This window comes from Novosphingobium sp. NDB2Meth1, from assembly GCF_900117425.1.
Lineage (GTDB): Bacteria > Pseudomonadota > Alphaproteobacteria > Sphingomonadales > Sphingomonadaceae > Novosphingobium.
The window spans coordinates 1-15,678 of the sequence record NZ_FPEH01000031.1 but is presented as its reverse complement, the minus strand read 5'-3'; the positions used below and the strand labels follow the sequence as shown (position 1 = coordinate 15,678).

General features: G+C 61.1%; 15 protein-coding genes and 1 pseudogene. 6 read left to right on the top strand and 10 right to left on the bottom strand.

What is annotated here, in order from left to right:
- Positions 1–126: 126 nt before the first annotated feature.
- The 3 genes and pseudogenes from NDB2M1_RS18180 to NDB2M1_RS18170 form a co-directional block, all read right to left on the bottom strand.
- Positions 127–1,251, bottom strand: a pseudogene (locus tag NDB2M1_RS18180) (DUF4158 domain-containing protein); the annotation flags it as partial.
- A gap of 4 nt (positions 1,252–1,255) precedes the next feature.
- Entirely contained in the window at positions 1,256–1,840 is a 585-nt protein-coding gene (locus NDB2M1_RS18175) for a recombinase family protein (RefSeq protein ID WP_010339849.1), read from the bottom strand.
- A 133-nt stretch (positions 1,841–1,973) separates the two neighbouring features.
- The gene (locus NDB2M1_RS18170) at positions 1,974–2,450 is read right to left on the bottom strand and encodes a YkgB family protein (protein ID WP_010339850.1); all 477 of its coding nucleotides are present in this window, start codon (positions 2,448–2,450) and stop codon (positions 1,974–1,976) included.
- Between the two features lie 104 nt (positions 2,451–2,554).
- Here NDB2M1_RS18170 and NDB2M1_RS18165 point away from each other — a divergent pair, with 104 nt between their 5' ends.
- Positions 2,555–3,097, top strand: a complete 543-nt coding sequence (locus tag NDB2M1_RS18165; RefSeq protein WP_010339851.1) for a MarR family winged helix-turn-helix transcriptional regulator — start codon at positions 2,555–2,557, stop codon at positions 3,095–3,097.
- A 16-nt stretch (positions 3,098–3,113) separates the two neighbouring features.
- Here the strand turns inward: NDB2M1_RS18165 and NDB2M1_RS18160 are convergent, their stop codons facing one another.
- Together NDB2M1_RS18160 and NDB2M1_RS18155 are read right to left on the bottom strand one after the other, a co-directional pair.
- Complete coding sequence (locus tag NDB2M1_RS18160) at positions 3,114–3,449, bottom strand: hypothetical protein (RefSeq protein WP_246171696.1); 336 nt, start codon at positions 3,447–3,449, stop codon at positions 3,114–3,116.
- Positions 3,450–4,019 (bottom strand): recombinase family protein, encoded by a 570-nt coding sequence (locus tag NDB2M1_RS18155; RefSeq protein ID WP_007015735.1) that lies wholly within the window; start codon positions 4,017–4,019, stop codon positions 3,450–3,452.
- Positions 4,020–4,159: 140 nt separating this feature from the next.
- On the opposite strand from NDB2M1_RS18155, the gene NDB2M1_RS18150 reads away from it, so the two are divergent.
- Positions 4,160–7,129, top strand: a complete 2,970-nt coding sequence (locus NDB2M1_RS18150) for a Tn3 family transposase (protein ID WP_007015734.1) — start codon at positions 4,160–4,162, stop codon at positions 7,127–7,129.
- A gap of 104 nt (positions 7,130–7,233) precedes the next feature.
- Here NDB2M1_RS18150 and NDB2M1_RS18145 read toward each other — a convergent pair whose 3' ends face one another.
- Positions 7,234–7,656 (bottom strand): MerR family transcriptional regulator, encoded by a 423-nt coding sequence (locus tag NDB2M1_RS18145; RefSeq protein WP_039330852.1) that lies wholly within the window; start codon positions 7,654–7,656, stop codon positions 7,234–7,236.
- Between the two features lie 76 nt (positions 7,657–7,732).
- Between NDB2M1_RS18145 and NDB2M1_RS18140 the strand changes: the two genes are divergently transcribed.
- The 4 genes from NDB2M1_RS18140 to NDB2M1_RS18125 all read left to right on the top strand — a co-directional run bounded on the left by NDB2M1_RS18140 (position 7,733) and on the right by NDB2M1_RS18125 (position 12,987).
- Entirely contained in the window at positions 7,733–8,128 is a 396-nt protein-coding gene (locus NDB2M1_RS18140) for a mercuric transporter MerT family protein (RefSeq protein WP_014072602.1), read from the top strand.
- A gap of 12 nt (positions 8,129–8,140) precedes the next feature.
- On the top strand, positions 8,141–8,470 hold the full coding sequence (locus tag NDB2M1_RS18135; RefSeq protein ID WP_004213249.1) for a heavy-metal-associated domain-containing protein: 330 nt from the start codon (positions 8,141–8,143) through the stop codon (positions 8,468–8,470).
- Positions 8,471–8,507: 37 nt separating this feature from the next.
- Entirely contained in the window at positions 8,508–9,926 is a 1,419-nt protein-coding gene (gene merA / locus NDB2M1_RS18130; RefSeq protein WP_004213247.1) for a mercury(II) reductase, read from the top strand.
- A gap of 91 nt (positions 9,927–10,017) precedes the next feature.
- Entirely contained in the window at positions 10,018–12,987 is a 2,970-nt protein-coding gene (locus tag NDB2M1_RS18125) for a Tn3 family transposase (protein ID WP_014072601.1), read from the top strand.
- Here NDB2M1_RS18125 and NDB2M1_RS18120 read toward each other — a convergent pair.
- The 4 genes from NDB2M1_RS18120 to arsH are packed head-to-tail and all read right to left on the bottom strand — an operon-like array spanning position 12,950 to position 15,558.
- Positions 12,950–14,248: a hypothetical protein gene (locus NDB2M1_RS18120; protein WP_143146836.1), complete on the bottom strand. Its 1,299-nt coding sequence runs from the start codon at positions 14,246–14,248 to the stop codon at positions 12,950–12,952. The two genes, NDB2M1_RS18125 and NDB2M1_RS18120, sit on opposite strands and share 38 nt — an antisense overlap.
- Before the next feature lie 51 nt (positions 14,249–14,299).
- Positions 14,300–14,440, bottom strand: a complete 141-nt coding sequence (locus tag NDB2M1_RS23455; protein ID WP_371328225.1) for a hypothetical protein — start codon at positions 14,438–14,440, stop codon at positions 14,300–14,302.
- Positions 14,441–14,455: 15 nt separating this feature from the next.
- Positions 14,456–14,806 (bottom strand): arsenate reductase ArsC, encoded by a 351-nt coding sequence (locus NDB2M1_RS18115; RefSeq protein WP_371328224.1) that lies wholly within the window; start codon positions 14,804–14,806, stop codon positions 14,456–14,458.
- Between the two features lie 2 nt (positions 14,807–14,808).
- Positions 14,809–15,558 carry an arsenical resistance protein ArsH gene (gene arsH / locus NDB2M1_RS18110; protein WP_072384234.1) on the bottom strand — a complete coding sequence of 250 codons (750 nt, stop codon included), beginning with the start codon at positions 15,556–15,558 and terminating at the stop codon, positions 14,809–14,811.
- Positions 15,559–15,678 lie beyond the last annotated feature (120 nt).

Here is a 15,678-nt window from a genome sequence, read left to right as displayed (position 1 = left end):
CATATCGGCGCCCGTAGGGCGGCACCACATAAAAGGGGCAGGAAAGCCTGCGAATAGCATCTGCTGGCATCGTACCGGATTTGTTCGCCCTTAGCGTGCAGATACGTCACTTTCGTGTAGTCACCCCGAATCGGGGCGGATCAGCTTGCGGGCTTCATCGACCTCGCGGCCGAGATCATTCCATCCGATCGCTGCCTCGACCGCAGCGCCGATATCGCCACCTGATATCTTGGCGGCGAGCAAGGCAGCGCCGAGTTGGGCAAGCAGCCGGATTTTGCCGTTGATGGTGCGCCGGTTGCGCTTGAGTGTCGTGTCCGCGCTGTTCTGTTCGCGCCGGAACATCTGCCCAAGCAGGCGATCGAACATCAGCACCGCATCGTCGGTGAGGGTAACGATGGTTTCGAGGATGGTCGCCACCAATGTGGCGCGACGCCGCGTCGCTTGCAGCGTCCGAACATGTTGCGCGGTCAGCCGCACGCCTTCCTGGCACAGGCGTCGGAGGCGCTCGGGATGGACGCCTACGGCGATATCCGGATCGATCCCGATGGCCCGAAGCAGTGTCAGTCGCTCGATGATGGCGGCGAATGTCTTTCGGCCGGGCTTGCCGGGTGACTGCCGCACCCAGGCCAGATCGCTCAAGTTCGTGCCTGTGTGGGGCAGGAGAAGCGCATCGAGCAGCCGGCGCTGTCGAGCATCGAGTCCTCGGGTCAGATGCTCGGCGACATGGCGTTCGGCATCGAGCAACGCCTGTGCGACCATCCGCTCGACCGAACTGATGCCCGGCACAATGATGCGCCGTCGCCGGCACTCATCCAGCATCACGCGCGCCAGCCTAGCCCCGCTGGTCGTCGTCAGCGCGATCGGCAGGAGCCATTCCTGCAACGTCGTTCGCAGCGGCCGACTGAGCGGCATGAAGCCGAATGCATCGCGCAGTGCATCGAGCTGTTCGTACCGGGTCGGGCCGCGCGTCGCGTAGTCGGCCAGCACCTCGGGTCCGACCTGCAATTGCTCTGCGACGAACGCGAGCGGCGTATCAGGGATCAGTTCACCGGGTCGCAGGAAACGGCCAGGATAGCGCAGCGCGCAAAGCTGGATCGCGAAACCCAGCCGGTTATGCGGTCGCCTCCGGCGGACGATGATGGCCAAGTCGTCCCGGCTCAATGTCCAGTGCTGGACGAGCAGGGTTTCGTCGTCGGGAAGCGCGAGCAACGCCGCGCGTTGCTCGTCCGACAGGACGGCGCGACGCGGCATCGGCTTAGACCTTGGCCGGTGCGGTCCAGCCGATCCGGGCAAGCGTGCCGAGAAGGGTCGAACGCGGCACCTTGAAGGTCCGGCAGACGGACGCCTTGCTGGCCCCGCCATCCAGCGCGGCGGTGATCCGCTCGAGCGTTTCGGCGTCGATCATCGGCGGGCGGCCACCTTGGCGTCCCCGGCGTTTGGCAGCAGCCAGTCCCGCCATCACCCGTTCGCGCGTGAGCGCACGCTCATATTGTGCCAATGCACCGAACAGCGAGAACAGCAATTCGCCGTGCGGCGTGGTCGTATCCATCTGCTCGGTCAGCGACCGGAACGCGATGCCGCGCGCCTTCAGATCGGTGACGATCGTCAGCAGGTGCGGCAGCGAGCGTCCGAGCCGGTCGAGCTTCCACACGATCAGTGTGTCGCCCGCGTTCAGATAGTCGAGGCAGGCTTTCAGGCCTGGTCGGTCGTCGCGCGCGCCGGATGCCTTGTCGGTATGGAGATGCCGATGATCGACCCCGGTTGCGACGAGCGCGTCCCGCTGGAGATCGACCGTTTGGCGGTCATCGGTCGTTGACACCCGCATATATCCGACCAGCATGTACGACAAACCCTCGAAAGCATGTTTTCGAACACCCTATCAAAGCGACAGGGTTTGTCGATCGTTATGGGCTGAGGCGGGTATGGTTCGGCAAAAGCGCAGGTCCGGAGCGTCGCCTATCACCTGTTTGCCGTCACGCGTCTGCTGTCCGTATGGACGCAAGTAGAAGGCACGCTGATGCCGCAAGAAGCACCAGGTCCTTCAACAGGAACTGTCCGGTTCCGGCCGAAATCGCCGGGAACCCGCCAGCGGTCGGCTCGGCGACGCCAGGCGTGCTCAGGAAAAACGTCAGTGTCACGGCATAAGTCAGGCATGACATCGCCGCGCCGAGAGCGGAGGCCGTCTTGTTGAAAGCACCGATAATCAGCGCAGCGGCCGTCGCGAGCTCGACGGTGCCTATAAAATAGCTTCCACCCTGCACCCCAAAAACGGCCGGAATCCAGCTCATGATCGGACTGTTCTTCATCAATGGCGCGATGCCCATCGCTTCATAGCTCGTGAATTTCATGCAACCGAACCAGAGAAAGATGACCACCAGCGCCCAGCGCAGCAACGCGAGAGACCCGCGAGAGCCGGTCGTCTTTTCAGCTATGTGTAATGTCGAAAACATGGTGCCTCGCTTTCATCATGGCGCATGACCTGCCTTCATGCTTAGACAGGCGTGATATATGCGCTGCGCATACACTATACGCCGTCAATGAATGAGGCAACCCTTTGAACGTACTCTCGGACCGGCTCGTCAATCTGTTCGGCGCCCTCGCAGTGGGCATCACCGATCGAATTAAGAAGGCGGCATTCGACCCGACGATACCCGGCGGTGGCGAAACCACCGCGGCGATCGTCGTCATCGGTCACGCGACCGGTCTTTCGATCGACGAATTAGGACGGGTGCTAGGCTTGTCCCACGCGGGGACGGTGCGGCTTGTCGATCGATTGGTTGCAGCCGGGTTCGCCGTTCGATCCAAAGCGCTACGGGACCGTCGTGCAGTAGCGCTGATGCTCACTGAGGCAGGCGAGACTCGCCTATCTGCGATCCTGCAACGAAGAAACGAGACTTTATCCGAAATCCTTAGCCATGTCTCGAATGCTGACCGCCTCGTGCTGGAACGTATTGCCGAGACAATACTTGCGCAGATGTCTGACGACGCTGTCTCGGCGCTGACGATATGCCGGCTCTGCGACGAGAGGCGATGCTACAACTGTCCGATGGATGCCTTTGGAATGCTGGAGTCGTCGACGCATAGAGTCGACCCATAAGTGCGCGCAGAGACGCTTAGCGTATATCTGTGCCCGTTCTATGTCCTGACCCCATATAGGCCTTGTTCGGCGCCTTCTCGTTCCAGCCTCGGCGCTTGAGATAGTCATCGACCAGATTGCGACCGTCAGGTTCCAGTTCCTGTGTCAGCAGATCTTCAAAGGCGCAGCCCCATAGCGGCCCTTGCCAATGATCACCGATGATCTCGAATATGGCGTCGGGTTCGAGGCCGGTCGCTTCACATGCCGGACCGAGATGCGCGGACAGCATTTCATCCATCGCCTCGTCCCACGGAGCACGATCCGCATATTTCATCAGCCCGGACAGATCGTGAGCAGATTTCAATCTGGACATTCAGGCAGGCCTTTCCACGCCAAGGCGGCGCATTTCGCGATAGATGGTGGATCTGCCGATGCCGAGTTGCCGTGCTGCCTCTGTCGGCGAGATACGGGCTTCGACCAGTTTGATGGCCGCATCCACCTTGGACATGTCGAGCGGCTGACGGCCAGGCTGCTTGCCCTTGGCGCGTGCAGCGGCGATCCCATCGCGGGTCCGCTCAGAGATTAGCCGCCGCTCGAAATGGGCGATAGCTCCGAACACATGGAAGATGAGTTCGCCGGCGGCCGACGAGGTGTCGATTTTTTCCTCAAGACTCAGGAGGGCGATGCCTTGGCTGCGCAAAGTTTCGACTGTGGCGAGCAGTTCAGTCAGCGAACGCCCAAGCCGATCGAGGCGGACCACGGCGAGCGTGTCACCCTTGCGGGCATAGGCGATCAGTTCGGCCAGTCCAGGCCGCTCCATGCTTTTTCCCGATATTACATCGGTGAACACCTTGATGGCGCCGGCATTCTCCAGTCGCATGGTCTGGCCCGCCACATCCTGATCGCCGGTGCTGACGCGGGCGTAGCCCAGAATGCCGCCCATCTATCGTGTCTCCCAAACGGTCGTTCTGTGGACGCTCTGAAGGGCGACCGCTTCACCCCGCCCATAGCCGTCCACATACTATGTCTCTTTACTCATGGCTGTCCATAGGCGCAGTTGACCTTTTGTGGACGGGAATCGGCATGACGAAGCGCAAGCATCAACTCCTGACCGAGAGCGAGCGCAATCAGATCCTTGCCATCCCGACCGATCGCGACCACTTGGCTCGGCTCTACACCTTCGAGCCTGCGGACATCGAGATCATCGGCGCGCGACGGGAACGACGGAACCAGTTGGGCGTCGCGCTGCAACTCGCGCTCTTGCGCCACCCGGGCATCACACTGGCGCAGTTGATACAGAACAGGGGAGCGATGCCCCATGATCTCGCCGCCTTCGTCGCAGAACAGCTTGGCCTGCGCGTCACGGATCTGGCTGACTATGCGGCGAGGGACCAGACCATGACGGACCATGCTCGCGAGCTAGCCGCGCGCTTGGGACTGCGAGGGCCGACGCGTGCCGATATTCCGTTCATGATCGAAGCGGCCACGAAAACGGCATGGGCGACCGACAAGGGGATGACGATAGCGACCGGTGTTGTCACCGCCCTTCGTGAGGCCCGGATTCTGCTGCCGTCCATCTCCACCATCGAGCGTGCCAGCAGCGCGGGGCGCGCGCGTGCCCGCAAGCAAGCCGCCTATGCCCTGATCGACGATCTCAGCGCTGAACAGGTCCACGCCCTCGACCAGCTCTTTGACGACGCCGGGGGCATGAGCCAGCTCGCTTCGCTCAAGACCATTCCCATCGCGGCAAGGCCCGATCATATCCGCCAGATTCTCGACCGCCTGCGGCAAGTGCGGAAGATCGGCATCTCCCCGGACGTGGCTGGCCGCATCCACGCGGACCGCTTCCGGCAATATGTCCGGGAAGGCCGTGCATCGCCTGCCTATATGATCGAGCGATACGTTCCCTCCCGGCGGCGCGCCACGCTGGTTGCCTTCCTGCTCGATCTTGAAGAGCAGCTGACCGACAGCGCTCTGGAGATGGCGGACAAGCTGATCGGCAGCATCTTCACCCGCGCGAAGAATGCCCAGGCGCGTAGCTATGCCGCCACATCGAAGAACGTGGCGCGGCTGATGCTGATCTTTCGCAGAACGATCGATGCGCTGACCGATGCGGTCGATACTGGCGAAGATCCAATTGAGGTCCTGGACGCATCGGTCGGGTGGAACACCCTGATGAAGGCGAGGCCGGAAGTGGCGAGCATCGCGGAAACCGCCAACCTCGATCCGCTGACGGTCGCGGCCGACCGCTATGCGACGTTACGCAAGTTCGCCCCCGACCTGCTTGAGACGCTCCAGTTCAGGGCCGGAAAGGGCAGTGCGAAAACGATCGCTGCCATCGAAATGCTGCGCGACCTCAACAGGTCGGGCAAACGCGATCTTCCTACCGACGCTCCGATGCCCTTCCGTAAAGAATGGCGAAAAATCGTCGTTGGCGATAACGGCAAGATCAACCGGCGGCTCTGGGAAATCGCAACGATCGCGCATCTGCGCAACAAGTTGCGTTCGGGGGATGTCTGGGTGGAGCGATCGGCGGGATACCGCCAGTTCGACAGCTACCTGCTCAGCGAACCGAAGGCGAAGCCAATCGTGTCGGCTCTTGGTCTGCCACCCACAGCCAGCGAATGGCTCGAACAACGGGGCCGCGAACTGGACTGGCGACTGAAGAAATTTGCCCAGCGCCTGAAGCGCGACGCTCTGGAGGGTGTGCGGTTCCGCGACGGCCGCCTCCAGATATCCCCGGTTCGCACGATCGCGATGCCCGATGCCGAAGCGCTGGCTGACCGGCTCGATGCGATGATGCCCCGCATCCGCATCACCGAGCTGCTGCATGAAGTGGCGCAGGAAACCGGCTTTCTTGCTGCATTCACGAACCTGCGCACCGGCGAAGCGTGCCCCAACGAAAACGCGCTGCTCGCCACCATCCTTGCGGATGCCACCAATCTCGGCCTGTCGCGCATGGCTGCCGCGAGCCAGGGCGTGACGCGCGACCAGCTCCTGTGGACCCATGACGCCTATATCCGCGACGACAGCTACTGCGCGGCGCTGGCCGTGCTCATCAACGCGCATCACCGCCTGCCATTCTCGCGCGTATGGGGCGACGGCACAACGTCCAGTTCCGATGGCCAGTTCTTCAGGGGCGCGAAGCGCGGTGCATCGGGCGGCGATATCAACGCCCGCTATGGCGTCGATCATGGCTTCAGCTTCTACACTCATGTTTCCGACCAGCGTGCGCCTTACCACGTCAACGTGATCTCTGCCGCGACGCATGAGGCACCCTATGTTCTCGACGGCCTCACCAGCCACGGCACCGATCTGAAAATCGTCGAGCATTACACCGACACTGGCGGGGCGACCGATCATGTCTTCGCCCTGTGCGCGATGCTGGGATTTCGCTTCTGCCCGCGCCTGCGCGACTTTCCAGACCGGCGCCTCGCGCCGATCGCGCCGGTTAAGGCCTATCCGGCCATCGCCCCGCTAATGGGCAAGCGTATCCGCACCGACATCATCGCTGAACAATGGGATGACGTGCTGCGCCTCGTCGGCTCGATCAAGGCCGGCCATGTCGCGCCATCGGTCATGCTGCGAAAGCTCGCCGCGTACGAACGGCAGAACCAACTCGACGTCGCGCTACAGGAAATCGGCAAGATCGAGCGAACCCTGTTCATGCTGGACTGGCTGGAAAATCCCGATCTGCGCCAGCGATGCCATGCTGGTCTCAACAACAGCGAACAACGCCATGCCCTGACGCAGGCAATCTACACCTTCCGCCAAGGCCGGATCATCGACCGCAGCCATGAGGCGCAACAATATCGGGCATCCGGCCTCAATCTAGTCATCGCCGCGATCGTCTACTGGAACACGATCTACATGGATGCTGCCGCCCAGCATCTACGATCAACCTCGGTCGCGGTGCCTGATTATCTGCTCGCCCATACGTCCCCCGTGGGTTGGGAGCATATTGCCTTCTCCGGCGATTTCCTCTGGGATCGCGCAGCCGCTTCCGCTGGCCGCAAGGCCCTCAATCTCCCGCCGGATAGCCGCGTCGCATAAGCGTTCGCTGATTGTTCGCCCTTAGCGTTGTTTAGCGTACCATCCACGCTATGCCCTCTATACTCCAAGCTGACATCACAAAATCAAATCCCTCAAAGATGGCGTCAATTGCCTTGATGGGGTAAAAACTGGAGTGCTTCCAGGATGGGACATTCGGCAACGTCATCTCCAGTGCATCTGGCTAACGTGGTCGCCAGCGTCACCTCTATCTTCTGCAAATCTGCAATGCGGCGGCGGACATCTTCAAGGTGGAGTTCGGTTCTCGCCATAACCTCCGCGCAGGTTTGTGCACCGGTATCGGTGAGCGACAACAATGACCGTATGTCATCCATTGCATAGCCAAGGTCGCGCGCGCGCAGGATGAACTGCAACCTTTGCACCAGTTCCGGCGAATAGACGCGGTAGCCGTTGGAACTGCGAGGCGGCCCCGGCAGCAATCCCACCTTCTCGTAATAGCGGATGGTTTCGAGATTGCAGCCTGTTTTCCGGGCAAGCTGGGCACGCAAGATGCCGACCTGTTGCTCCATGAAAATACCTCTTGAGTCTGTAGTGGCTACAGAGCCTACACTGCGAATCACTCAGTTGGAACAAGGGATTCAAGCCATGGTCTCAACGCCGGAAGCGGGACAGCCAGCCCTCACCGAAAACCACGAGCCGAAGCAGGCAAACTGGGTTGCGGCGGGCGCATTGATCGGCGCGGGGCTCGCCTCGGCTTGCTGCGTCGTCCCGCTACTGTTGGTTATGCTCGGAATTTCCGGCGCGTGGATCGCCAACCTGACGGCGCTCGAACCTTACAAGCCCTATGTCGCAGGCGTAACGCTCGCGCTGCTCGGCTACGGCTTCTGGCATGTCTATTTCAAGCCGAAACCGCCCTGTGAAGACGGTTCCTACTGCGCTCGTCCACAATCGGCTTGGACCACCAAGGCGGTGCTGTGGCTGGGCCTTGCCGTCGCCATCCTGGCGCTCACCATCGACTGGTGGGCACCCTGGTTCTATTGAAAGGAAATACCCATGAAAAAGACAGTATGTATCGCTATGGCCGTGCTGGCTATGGCTGGCGGCGGGGTCGCCTATGCAGTTAGTGGCACGGCGCAAGATCGCCCCGCGGCTACCGCAACCGCTCAGAAGCAAACCACCTTTGCCATAGAGAACATGACCTGCGCCACCTGCCCGATCACCGTGAAGAAGGCGATGGAAGGCGTCGCCGGGGTAACGGCGGTCACGGTCGATTTCGCAGCCAAGACCGCGCGCGCAACCTATAACCCGCGCCGCACCAATGCTGCTGCGATTGCCGCTGCATCAACCAACGCGGGTTATCCGGCGCGCGCTATTCAAAACTGAGCGGGGCGCCGCCAGCGCCTCAAGAAAGCGATAAGCAATGAACGACTGTTGCAACCGCCCCGGGCAGGAAGGATTTGACGTTGCCGTCATCGGCGCGGGTTCTGCCGGGTTCTCCGCCGCGATCGCCGCTGCCGATCTGGGCGCGAAAGTGGCGCTCGTCGGTCACGGCACGATTGGCGGCACCTGTGTCAATGTTGGCTGCGTTCCTTCCAAGACGCTGATCCGCGCCGCCGAAGCGGTGCATGGTGGGCTTGCCGCCGCGCGCTTTCCCGGCCTTGGGGGCGCTGTCCAGATGGATGACTGGTCCGTATTGGCGGCGTCGAAGGACGATCTTGTCACGACGCTGCGCCAAAAAAAATATGTCGATCTGCTGCCCGCCTATGACGGTGTGAGCTATATCGAGGGCAAGGCACGCTTTGCCGATGGTGCGCTGATTGTCGGCGATGCGCCCATGAAGGTCGGCAAGGTCATATTGGCGATGGGTGCGCACGCCGCCGTGCCGCCGATTCCGGGGATGGACAGCGTGCCCTACCTAACCAGCACATCGGCGCTGGCGCTGGATCGCTTGCCCAAATCGCTGCTGGTGATCGGTGGCGGGGTGATCGGGGTAGAACTGGGACAGATGTTTTCGCGTCTGGGCGTTGATGTCACCATCTGCTGCCGAAGCCGCCTGCTCCCCGAAATGGACCCGGAAGTGAGTGCCGCGCTGAAAAACTATTTGGAAGCCGAGGGCGTGCGGGTTTGCGCAGGTGTCGGCTATCAGCGTATCGCCCAAACACAGAGCGGGGTCGAATTGACCTGCGAGGGGCATTGTGACACCGTCGCGGCGGAACAGGTGCTCATCGCCACCGGACGCCGACCCAATAGCGACGGGCTTGGGCTGGAGGAGCGCGGCATAGTGCTTGCCCGTAATGGTGGAATCGTCGTCGATGACCACCTCGAAACGTCGGTTCCAGGCATTTACGCGGCGGGCGATGTAACGGGACGGGACCAGTTCGTCTACATGGCCGCCTATGGCGCAAAACTGGCCGCGCGCAACGCGGTGACGGGCAACCAATACCGCTACGACAATTCCTCCATGCCATCCGTCGTCTTCACCGACCCGCAAGTCGCCAGCGCCGGCCTCACTGAAACGACAGCACGGGCGCAAGGCCTGGACATCAAGGTTTCGCTGCTCCCGCTCGATGCTGTGCCAAGGGCACTGGCAGCACGCGATACGCGGGGTCTCATCAAACTGATTGCCGACAAGGCGAACGACCGTTTGCTGGGCGGCCAGATCATGGCACCCGAAGGCGCGGATTCGATCCAGACACTGGTGCTGGCGATCAAACACGGCATGACCACCCTGGAATTGGGTGCAACGATATTTCCTTACCTGACCACTGTGGAAGGCCTCAAACTGGCGGCCCAAACGTTTGATAAGGATGTCGCCAAACTGTCTTGCTGCGCCGGGTGATTGCTCGGGGATCAACCGGCAACGAATGGCCTCCCTCCAGTGCAAGCCGCTTTGGTGTCAATTTTGTTATTCGCCTCAGCGGGAGAGCAAAATGGCACGACGCCGACTTCTGACCGGAGACGAGCGCCGGCGCCTGTTCGATCCTCCTGTCCAAGAAACCGCGATCATTGGGCATTATACCCTTTCTGCGGAAGATGTTGAATTGGTTGGGCGCCGCTATGGTCCAGCAAATCGCCTCGGTCTGGCTGCACAAATCGCTTTGATGCGACATCCCGGCTTTGGTCTGCAACCCGAGATCGGGCTTCCCGACGTCATTCTTCAGTACCTCGCGGCACAGTTATTCGTCGATCCTTCCTCCTTCTCTGCATATGGTCAGCGCGCGCAAACCCGTACCGATCATGCCGATCTCGTGGCGCGTTATCTTGGCATACGCCCGTTTCGACGCGGCGACCTGGCACTTGCCCTGAATCTTGCCGCGCAAGCCGCCGAGTATACAGACAGAGGTGAACCGATTGTTCGCGCCCTCATGGTTGGCCTGAAGGGTGAGCGGTTCATTCTTCCGTCAGGCGACACACTGGAACGCGCCGGTCTTGCTGGCCGGGCACGCGCACGCAAAGCTGCCGCAGCCGCAATCGTCGAAGGCCTCAGCTCTGCTGAACTGACACGGCTAGACGAACTCGTAATCAACAACCCGGATTTCGGCATGACACCGCTGGCGTGGTTGCGTAATTTCGAAGAAGCCCCGACTGCGGCCAATATCAATGGCTTGCTTGAGCGCCTGCGCTATGTTCGCGGCATAGGTATCCACCCGGTAGTTGGGGGCGCCATTCCGGAATTCCGCTTTGCCCAATTTGTCCGCGAGGGCGGCGTGGCACCGGCATTCCTGCTTTCGGATTACAGCGTCAATCGCAGGCGGGCGACGTTGACGGCCGCAGTGATCGACCTTGAGGCCAGACTTGCCGATGCCGCGATCCAAATGTTTGACCGACTTATCGGCGGCATGTTCACGCGCGCGCGGCGTGGGCGCGAGCGTCGCTACCAAGATAGTATTCAGTCGGTGGGGCAACTCATGCGGCTGTTTGGCGCCACGATTACAGCACTTGATGAGGCTGTCCAGAATGGCGGCGATCCGCTCGAATTGATTGACGAAGCGGTGGGCTGGCACCGGCTTGTTGCGGCAAAGGCCCAAGTAGATGCCCTTGCTGATCTTGCCGGCGAGGACGCACTGGTAACGGCAACCGAGCGTTACGCCACGCTACGGCGTTTCAGCCCGGCATTTCTGGACGCCTTCACCTTCAAGGCGTCTGGAACAGGGACGGCACTGATCAAAGCCATCGATGTCATTCGCGATGCGAACACACGAAAGTCGCGCGACCTTCCCGATGGCGTTCCACTGCCATTCCCCAATCGGCAGTGGAAGCGTCTCATCACCGAAAGCGGCCGTATCGACCGCCGACGTTATGAAATTGCGATCATGGCAACCTTGCGTGATCGTTTGCGCGCCGGTGATGTATGGATCGAGGGAACCCGCAACTATCAGCGCTTCGATGCCTATTTGCTGGGTCGGCGCGACGCCGCCAAAGTGGCGGATGTGCTTCCGTTCGATTCAAATGCTGCATCCTACCTCGCTGACCGGGCACGAAATCTTGACTGGCGGCTGCGCCGATTTGCCAAGCAGTTGAAAACAAACAAGCTTGAGGGAGTGTCGCTCGAACGAGACCGGCTCAAGCTTCAGCAAATGCCGCCTGTCACCCCACCGGAAGCTGAAGCCCTCGATCGCAAGCTCGATACCCTGCTTCCCCGCGTGCGCATCACCGAGCTGCTGCTTGAAGTCGCCGAACGCACTGGTTTTTTGAACGCATTCCGTGACCTGCGCTCAGGCAAGGAGCACGACAACCCCAGCACGGTACTCGCCGCAATTCTGGCTGATGGCACCAACCTCGGGCTGGAGCGGATGGCCAATGCCAGCGAAGGCGTCAGCTATGCCCAACTCGCATGGACCCACAACTGGTATCTTTCACCCGAGAACTATCAGGCCGCGCTGGCCATGATCATCTCAGCCCATCACGAATTACCCTTCGCGCGGCATTGGGGCGCTGGCACCAGTTCGTCGTCCGATGGCCAGTTCTTCCGGTCGGGGCGGAGCCGTTCAGGGGCGGCGGACGTCAATGCCAAATATGGCGCCGAACCTGGCGTGAAAATCTATTCTCACCTTTCCGATCACTTCGCATCATTCGGATCACGGATCATGTCCGCGACGGCAGGTGAAGCGCCTTACGTGCTCGACGGGCTTGTCCTGGGCGCCGGCAACCTTCCGTTGCATGAGCACTATACCGATACCGGCGGCGCCACCGATCATGTTTTCGCACTCTGCCACCTACTCGGGTTCCGCTTCGCGCCCCGGCTGCGCGATATTGGCGACCGCAAGCTGGGTTCGATCGCTGCGCCATCGACATACAAGGGCATCGAAAATCTGATGGGCCGCACCATCAAAACGGCAGCGATCGAGGCCGATTGGGATGACATCGTCAGGATTGTCGCCTCAATCAAGGATGGCACGGTGGCGCCGTCAGTAATCTTGCGAAAACTTGCCGCCTACAAACGCCAGAACAGGCTGGATTTTGCATTGGCTGAACTGGGCCGTATCGAGCGCACTTTGTTCACGCTCGATTGGCTTGAACAACCGGAACTGCGACGTGCCTGTCAGGCCGGTCTCAACAAAGGCGAGGCGAGGCACACGCTTGCCGCCGCCATCTATACCAACCGGCAGGGTCGGTTCACCGATCGCTCGCTGGAAAATCAGGAATTTCGCGCATCTGGGCTGAACCTGCTGATTGCGGCGATTTCCTACTGGAACACGGTCTATCTCGACCGGGCCGCCCAGCACCTCAACGCTGTCGGCACGACGTTCGATGCGGCACTGCTTGCGCACCTTTCTCCGATGGGCTGGGCGCACATCAGTCTGACCGGCGATTACCTCTGGGAGCAGGCCAGGCGACTTCCAGCAGGTGAATTCCACCCACTCAACGAGCCAATGGCGCGGTTGAAGCGTGTAGCGTAGCCCATGTTCCGCTTATGTCCGAGAAATCGTTGTCTGGCGAACAAACCTTGAGGTGACGCCTTGCCTGGGCATCGAGCAGGAATTTGGTTTGAGCGGCGCTGGACAGTTCTGCGTCTTTGCGCAGATCGGCCGCAAGTTTCAGCATGGCCGAGTGAAAGGGTTTGTTCGCGCAAAGACTACGACTGGCGTTGAGGTTATGGAGTTCGGCAAGGTCGAGAGCGAGCAATGCAACCGCTTCAGCGATGTCGGGCAGCTCGATATCCCGGATCGTCGCAACATAGTCGTATTCCTCGCGGCCGAAGAGATTGACCTCGACGAAGCCGTTCGCGACCAGCGAGCCGAGCGGTGACCCCGCAAAATGAACGCGGCCTTCCGCGACGATGCATCCTGGGTGCAGTTCCCAACTGAGCTTTTCGCGGTGCCGTTTCAGCCAGTGTGCCAGCACATCGAATTTCCGCCGAAATGCGCGGTCCAGAGGCGCTGACTGGCTCGGCCACAATTCGAGCGCCACAGTGATTGGCTCAATTTGCTCGGTGAGGCTCGCGCCATTGAAGAAGCTGTCGGCGCTGAAATGGCGTAGTTCGAGATAGCCGTTGAGCAGCTTGGAGAAATTTGCCGCATATCCCTTGTCTCGGCCTGCGCGGTCTAGGAGCACGTTGTCGAGGGCCGCGCCTGCGAGGAATTTTCCGGATGAATCATGGGCGAGATGTCGGAGCAGGGTGATGCCTACGGCATGGCGCTGCGTGCCAGTATAGCGTGAAAAAAGCCGGTCATTTCGCGAAAGTATCGCCAGTTCATCGACACCCACGATGAACCGGTCCGGATCGAGGCGCTGCTCGCCCGCGTCGATGTTGATGTGCCACCCGCAGTCCTCGGTGAACTCGTTCGGGATGAAGTTGAAGTCGTCGTCGAGCTCGTAGATGGCGTCGATCAGTTCGCGGCGAACGGCGTCGGCGTCATTGAGCGGCAGTGGCGGGGTGAGAAGTTCGACTCCGGCTAACCGGTCGCGCGGCCAGTGCAGAGGATCCAGGCCATATTCCGGGACGACGTAAAATCCGGGTCGCCGCGGCGGCTTGGCGAGAGCCGCCCAGCGCCGACCGGTCAGTTCGCGCAGCCGCGCCGCGACAAATCGGCAATAGGCGGGCGAGGCAAGGTCCATCGGACCATCCTCGCGCAGTTCTCGCTCAAATCTGGGTTCACCAAGGTCCCCGAGGATGACCTCAAGCTCAAATCCTGCACGCCAAGCGGGAATACCGGTCATGGGGTATATGGTACTTCATCGATTGGGTGAGTAAATGCGCGAAATGATCGGTCAGGCTGCCCCTACCATCTGACCAATTTGTCCGAGTTCGGTCATCAGTTCGTGCCGGTCCATTGTTTCGAACGGCAGTGCCAGCAGCGCTTGCACGCGCATTTCGAGCCAGCGCCAGGTTTGCTCGAACGCGGTATCCACATCTGCCTTGCTCCCTTAGACATCAGCCGGATCGGGTAGGCCCCAATGCGCCTTGAGCGGAGCGCCCATGAACACCGGACATGCCTCGCCAGCGGCGTTGCCGCAGACCGTGATCGCTAGGTCGATGGGCGGCGCATCGGTGCCAGTGAATTCGTTCCAGCTCTTCGAACGGAAGGAGGAAGTATCGATGCCCTTGCGAGCAAGCAGCCGCAGTGCCCCGGGGTGCGGTATGCCCTTGGGTTTGCTTCCTGCGCTGTAGGCGACAATCCGGCCCTGCCCGAACGCGGTGAGGATCGCTCCGCCCAGGATGGAGCGGGCCGAATTGCCGGTGCACAGCACAAGGATGCTGAAAGGTCGGTCTGTCACGGTCAGGCCTTCGTCGGAGCAAGAGAAGCAAGGATTGGTGCCGCGTCGATCACCGGCCGGTCATTGTCGACCCGCTCGGAATAGCGGTCGGTCAGCTGATCGACATGCGGGCGAAGCAGCACCGTGAAGCGCACCAGTTCTTCGACCACATCGACGATCCGGTCGTAATAGCTCGAAGGCTTCATCCGGCCCGCCTCGTCGAACTCTTCATAGGCCTTGGCGACGCTCGACTGGTTGGGAACGGTGAACATCCGCATCCAGCGGCCAAGCACGCGCAGGGTGTTGACCGAGTTGAACGACTGCGAGCCGGCGCTGACCTGCATGACCGCGAGCGTGCGGCCCTGGGTCGGACGCAGGCCCTTCAGGGCAAGCGGCAGGTGGTCGATCTGGGTCTTCATGATCCCTGTGATCTGGCCGTGGCGCTCAGGGCTGCACCAGACTTGCGCCTCGGACCACAGCGAGTGTTCGCGCAGTTCGTGGACCGCGGGGTGATCGTCGCCTGCAATCTGGTCGGGGAGCGGCATGTCGGAGGGATCGAAGATCCGTGTTTCGCAGCCGAAGTATTGGAGGAGGCGCGCCGTTTCTTCGACGACCAGGCGCGAATACGAGCGCTCCCGCAACGATCCGTAGAGCAGCAGCACCCGCGGCGGTGGATTGAGTTCGCCCAGCCCGAGGGCCGGTTGGCGGTGGATATATTCCGGTTTGAGCGCCGGCAGGTGGCCCGGATCACTGAGCGTGCGCAGACTGTTGATTGCCACTGAGAAGTGACCCGGGAGAGGCCGTAATTTCCACTGAGATTTGACCCATGTTCTGATCGTTCCCTTGGCTGGCAGTCGGGGGATCATGGAGTGATCGACATGGCGTTATTGAGT

What these genes read in the sequence shown, in the direction of transcription:
- NDB2M1_RS18175 (WP_010339849.1), bottom strand. Translation starts at nt 1,840, where the DNA reads ATGCTGGTCGGATATATGCGGGTGTCAACGACCGATGACCGCCAAACG.
- NDB2M1_RS18170 (WP_010339850.1), bottom strand. Translation starts at nt 2,450, where the DNA reads ATGTTTTCGACATTACACATAGCTGAAAAGACGACCGGCTCTCGCGGG.
- NDB2M1_RS18160 (WP_246171696.1), bottom strand. Translation starts at nt 3,449, where the DNA reads ATGTCCAGATTGAAATCTGCTCACGATCTGTCCGGGCTGATGAAATAT.
- NDB2M1_RS18155 (WP_007015735.1), bottom strand. Translation starts at nt 4,019, where the DNA reads ATGGGCGGCATTCTGGGCTACGCCCGCGTCAGCACCGGCGATCAGGAT.
- NDB2M1_RS18150 (WP_007015734.1), top strand. Translation starts at nt 4,160, where the DNA reads ATGACGAAGCGCAAGCATCAACTCCTGACCGAGAGCGAGCGCAATCAG.
- NDB2M1_RS18145 (WP_039330852.1), bottom strand. Translation starts at nt 7,656, where the DNA reads ATGGAGCAACAGGTCGGCATCTTGCGTGCCCAGCTTGCCCGGAAAACA.
- NDB2M1_RS18140 (WP_014072602.1), top strand. Translation starts at nt 7,733, where the DNA reads ATGGTCTCAACGCCGGAAGCGGGACAGCCAGCCCTCACCGAAAACCAC.
- NDB2M1_RS18135 (WP_004213249.1), top strand. Translation starts at nt 8,141, where the DNA reads ATGAAAAAGACAGTATGTATCGCTATGGCCGTGCTGGCTATGGCTGGC.
- merA (WP_004213247.1), top strand. Translation starts at nt 8,508, where the DNA reads ATGAACGACTGTTGCAACCGCCCCGGGCAGGAAGGATTTGACGTTGCC.
- NDB2M1_RS18125 (WP_014072601.1), top strand. Translation starts at nt 10,018, where the DNA reads ATGGCACGACGCCGACTTCTGACCGGAGACGAGCGCCGGCGCCTGTTC.
- NDB2M1_RS18120 (WP_143146836.1), bottom strand. Translation starts at nt 14,248, where the DNA reads ATGACCGGTATTCCCGCTTGGCGTGCAGGATTTGAGCTTGAGGTCATC.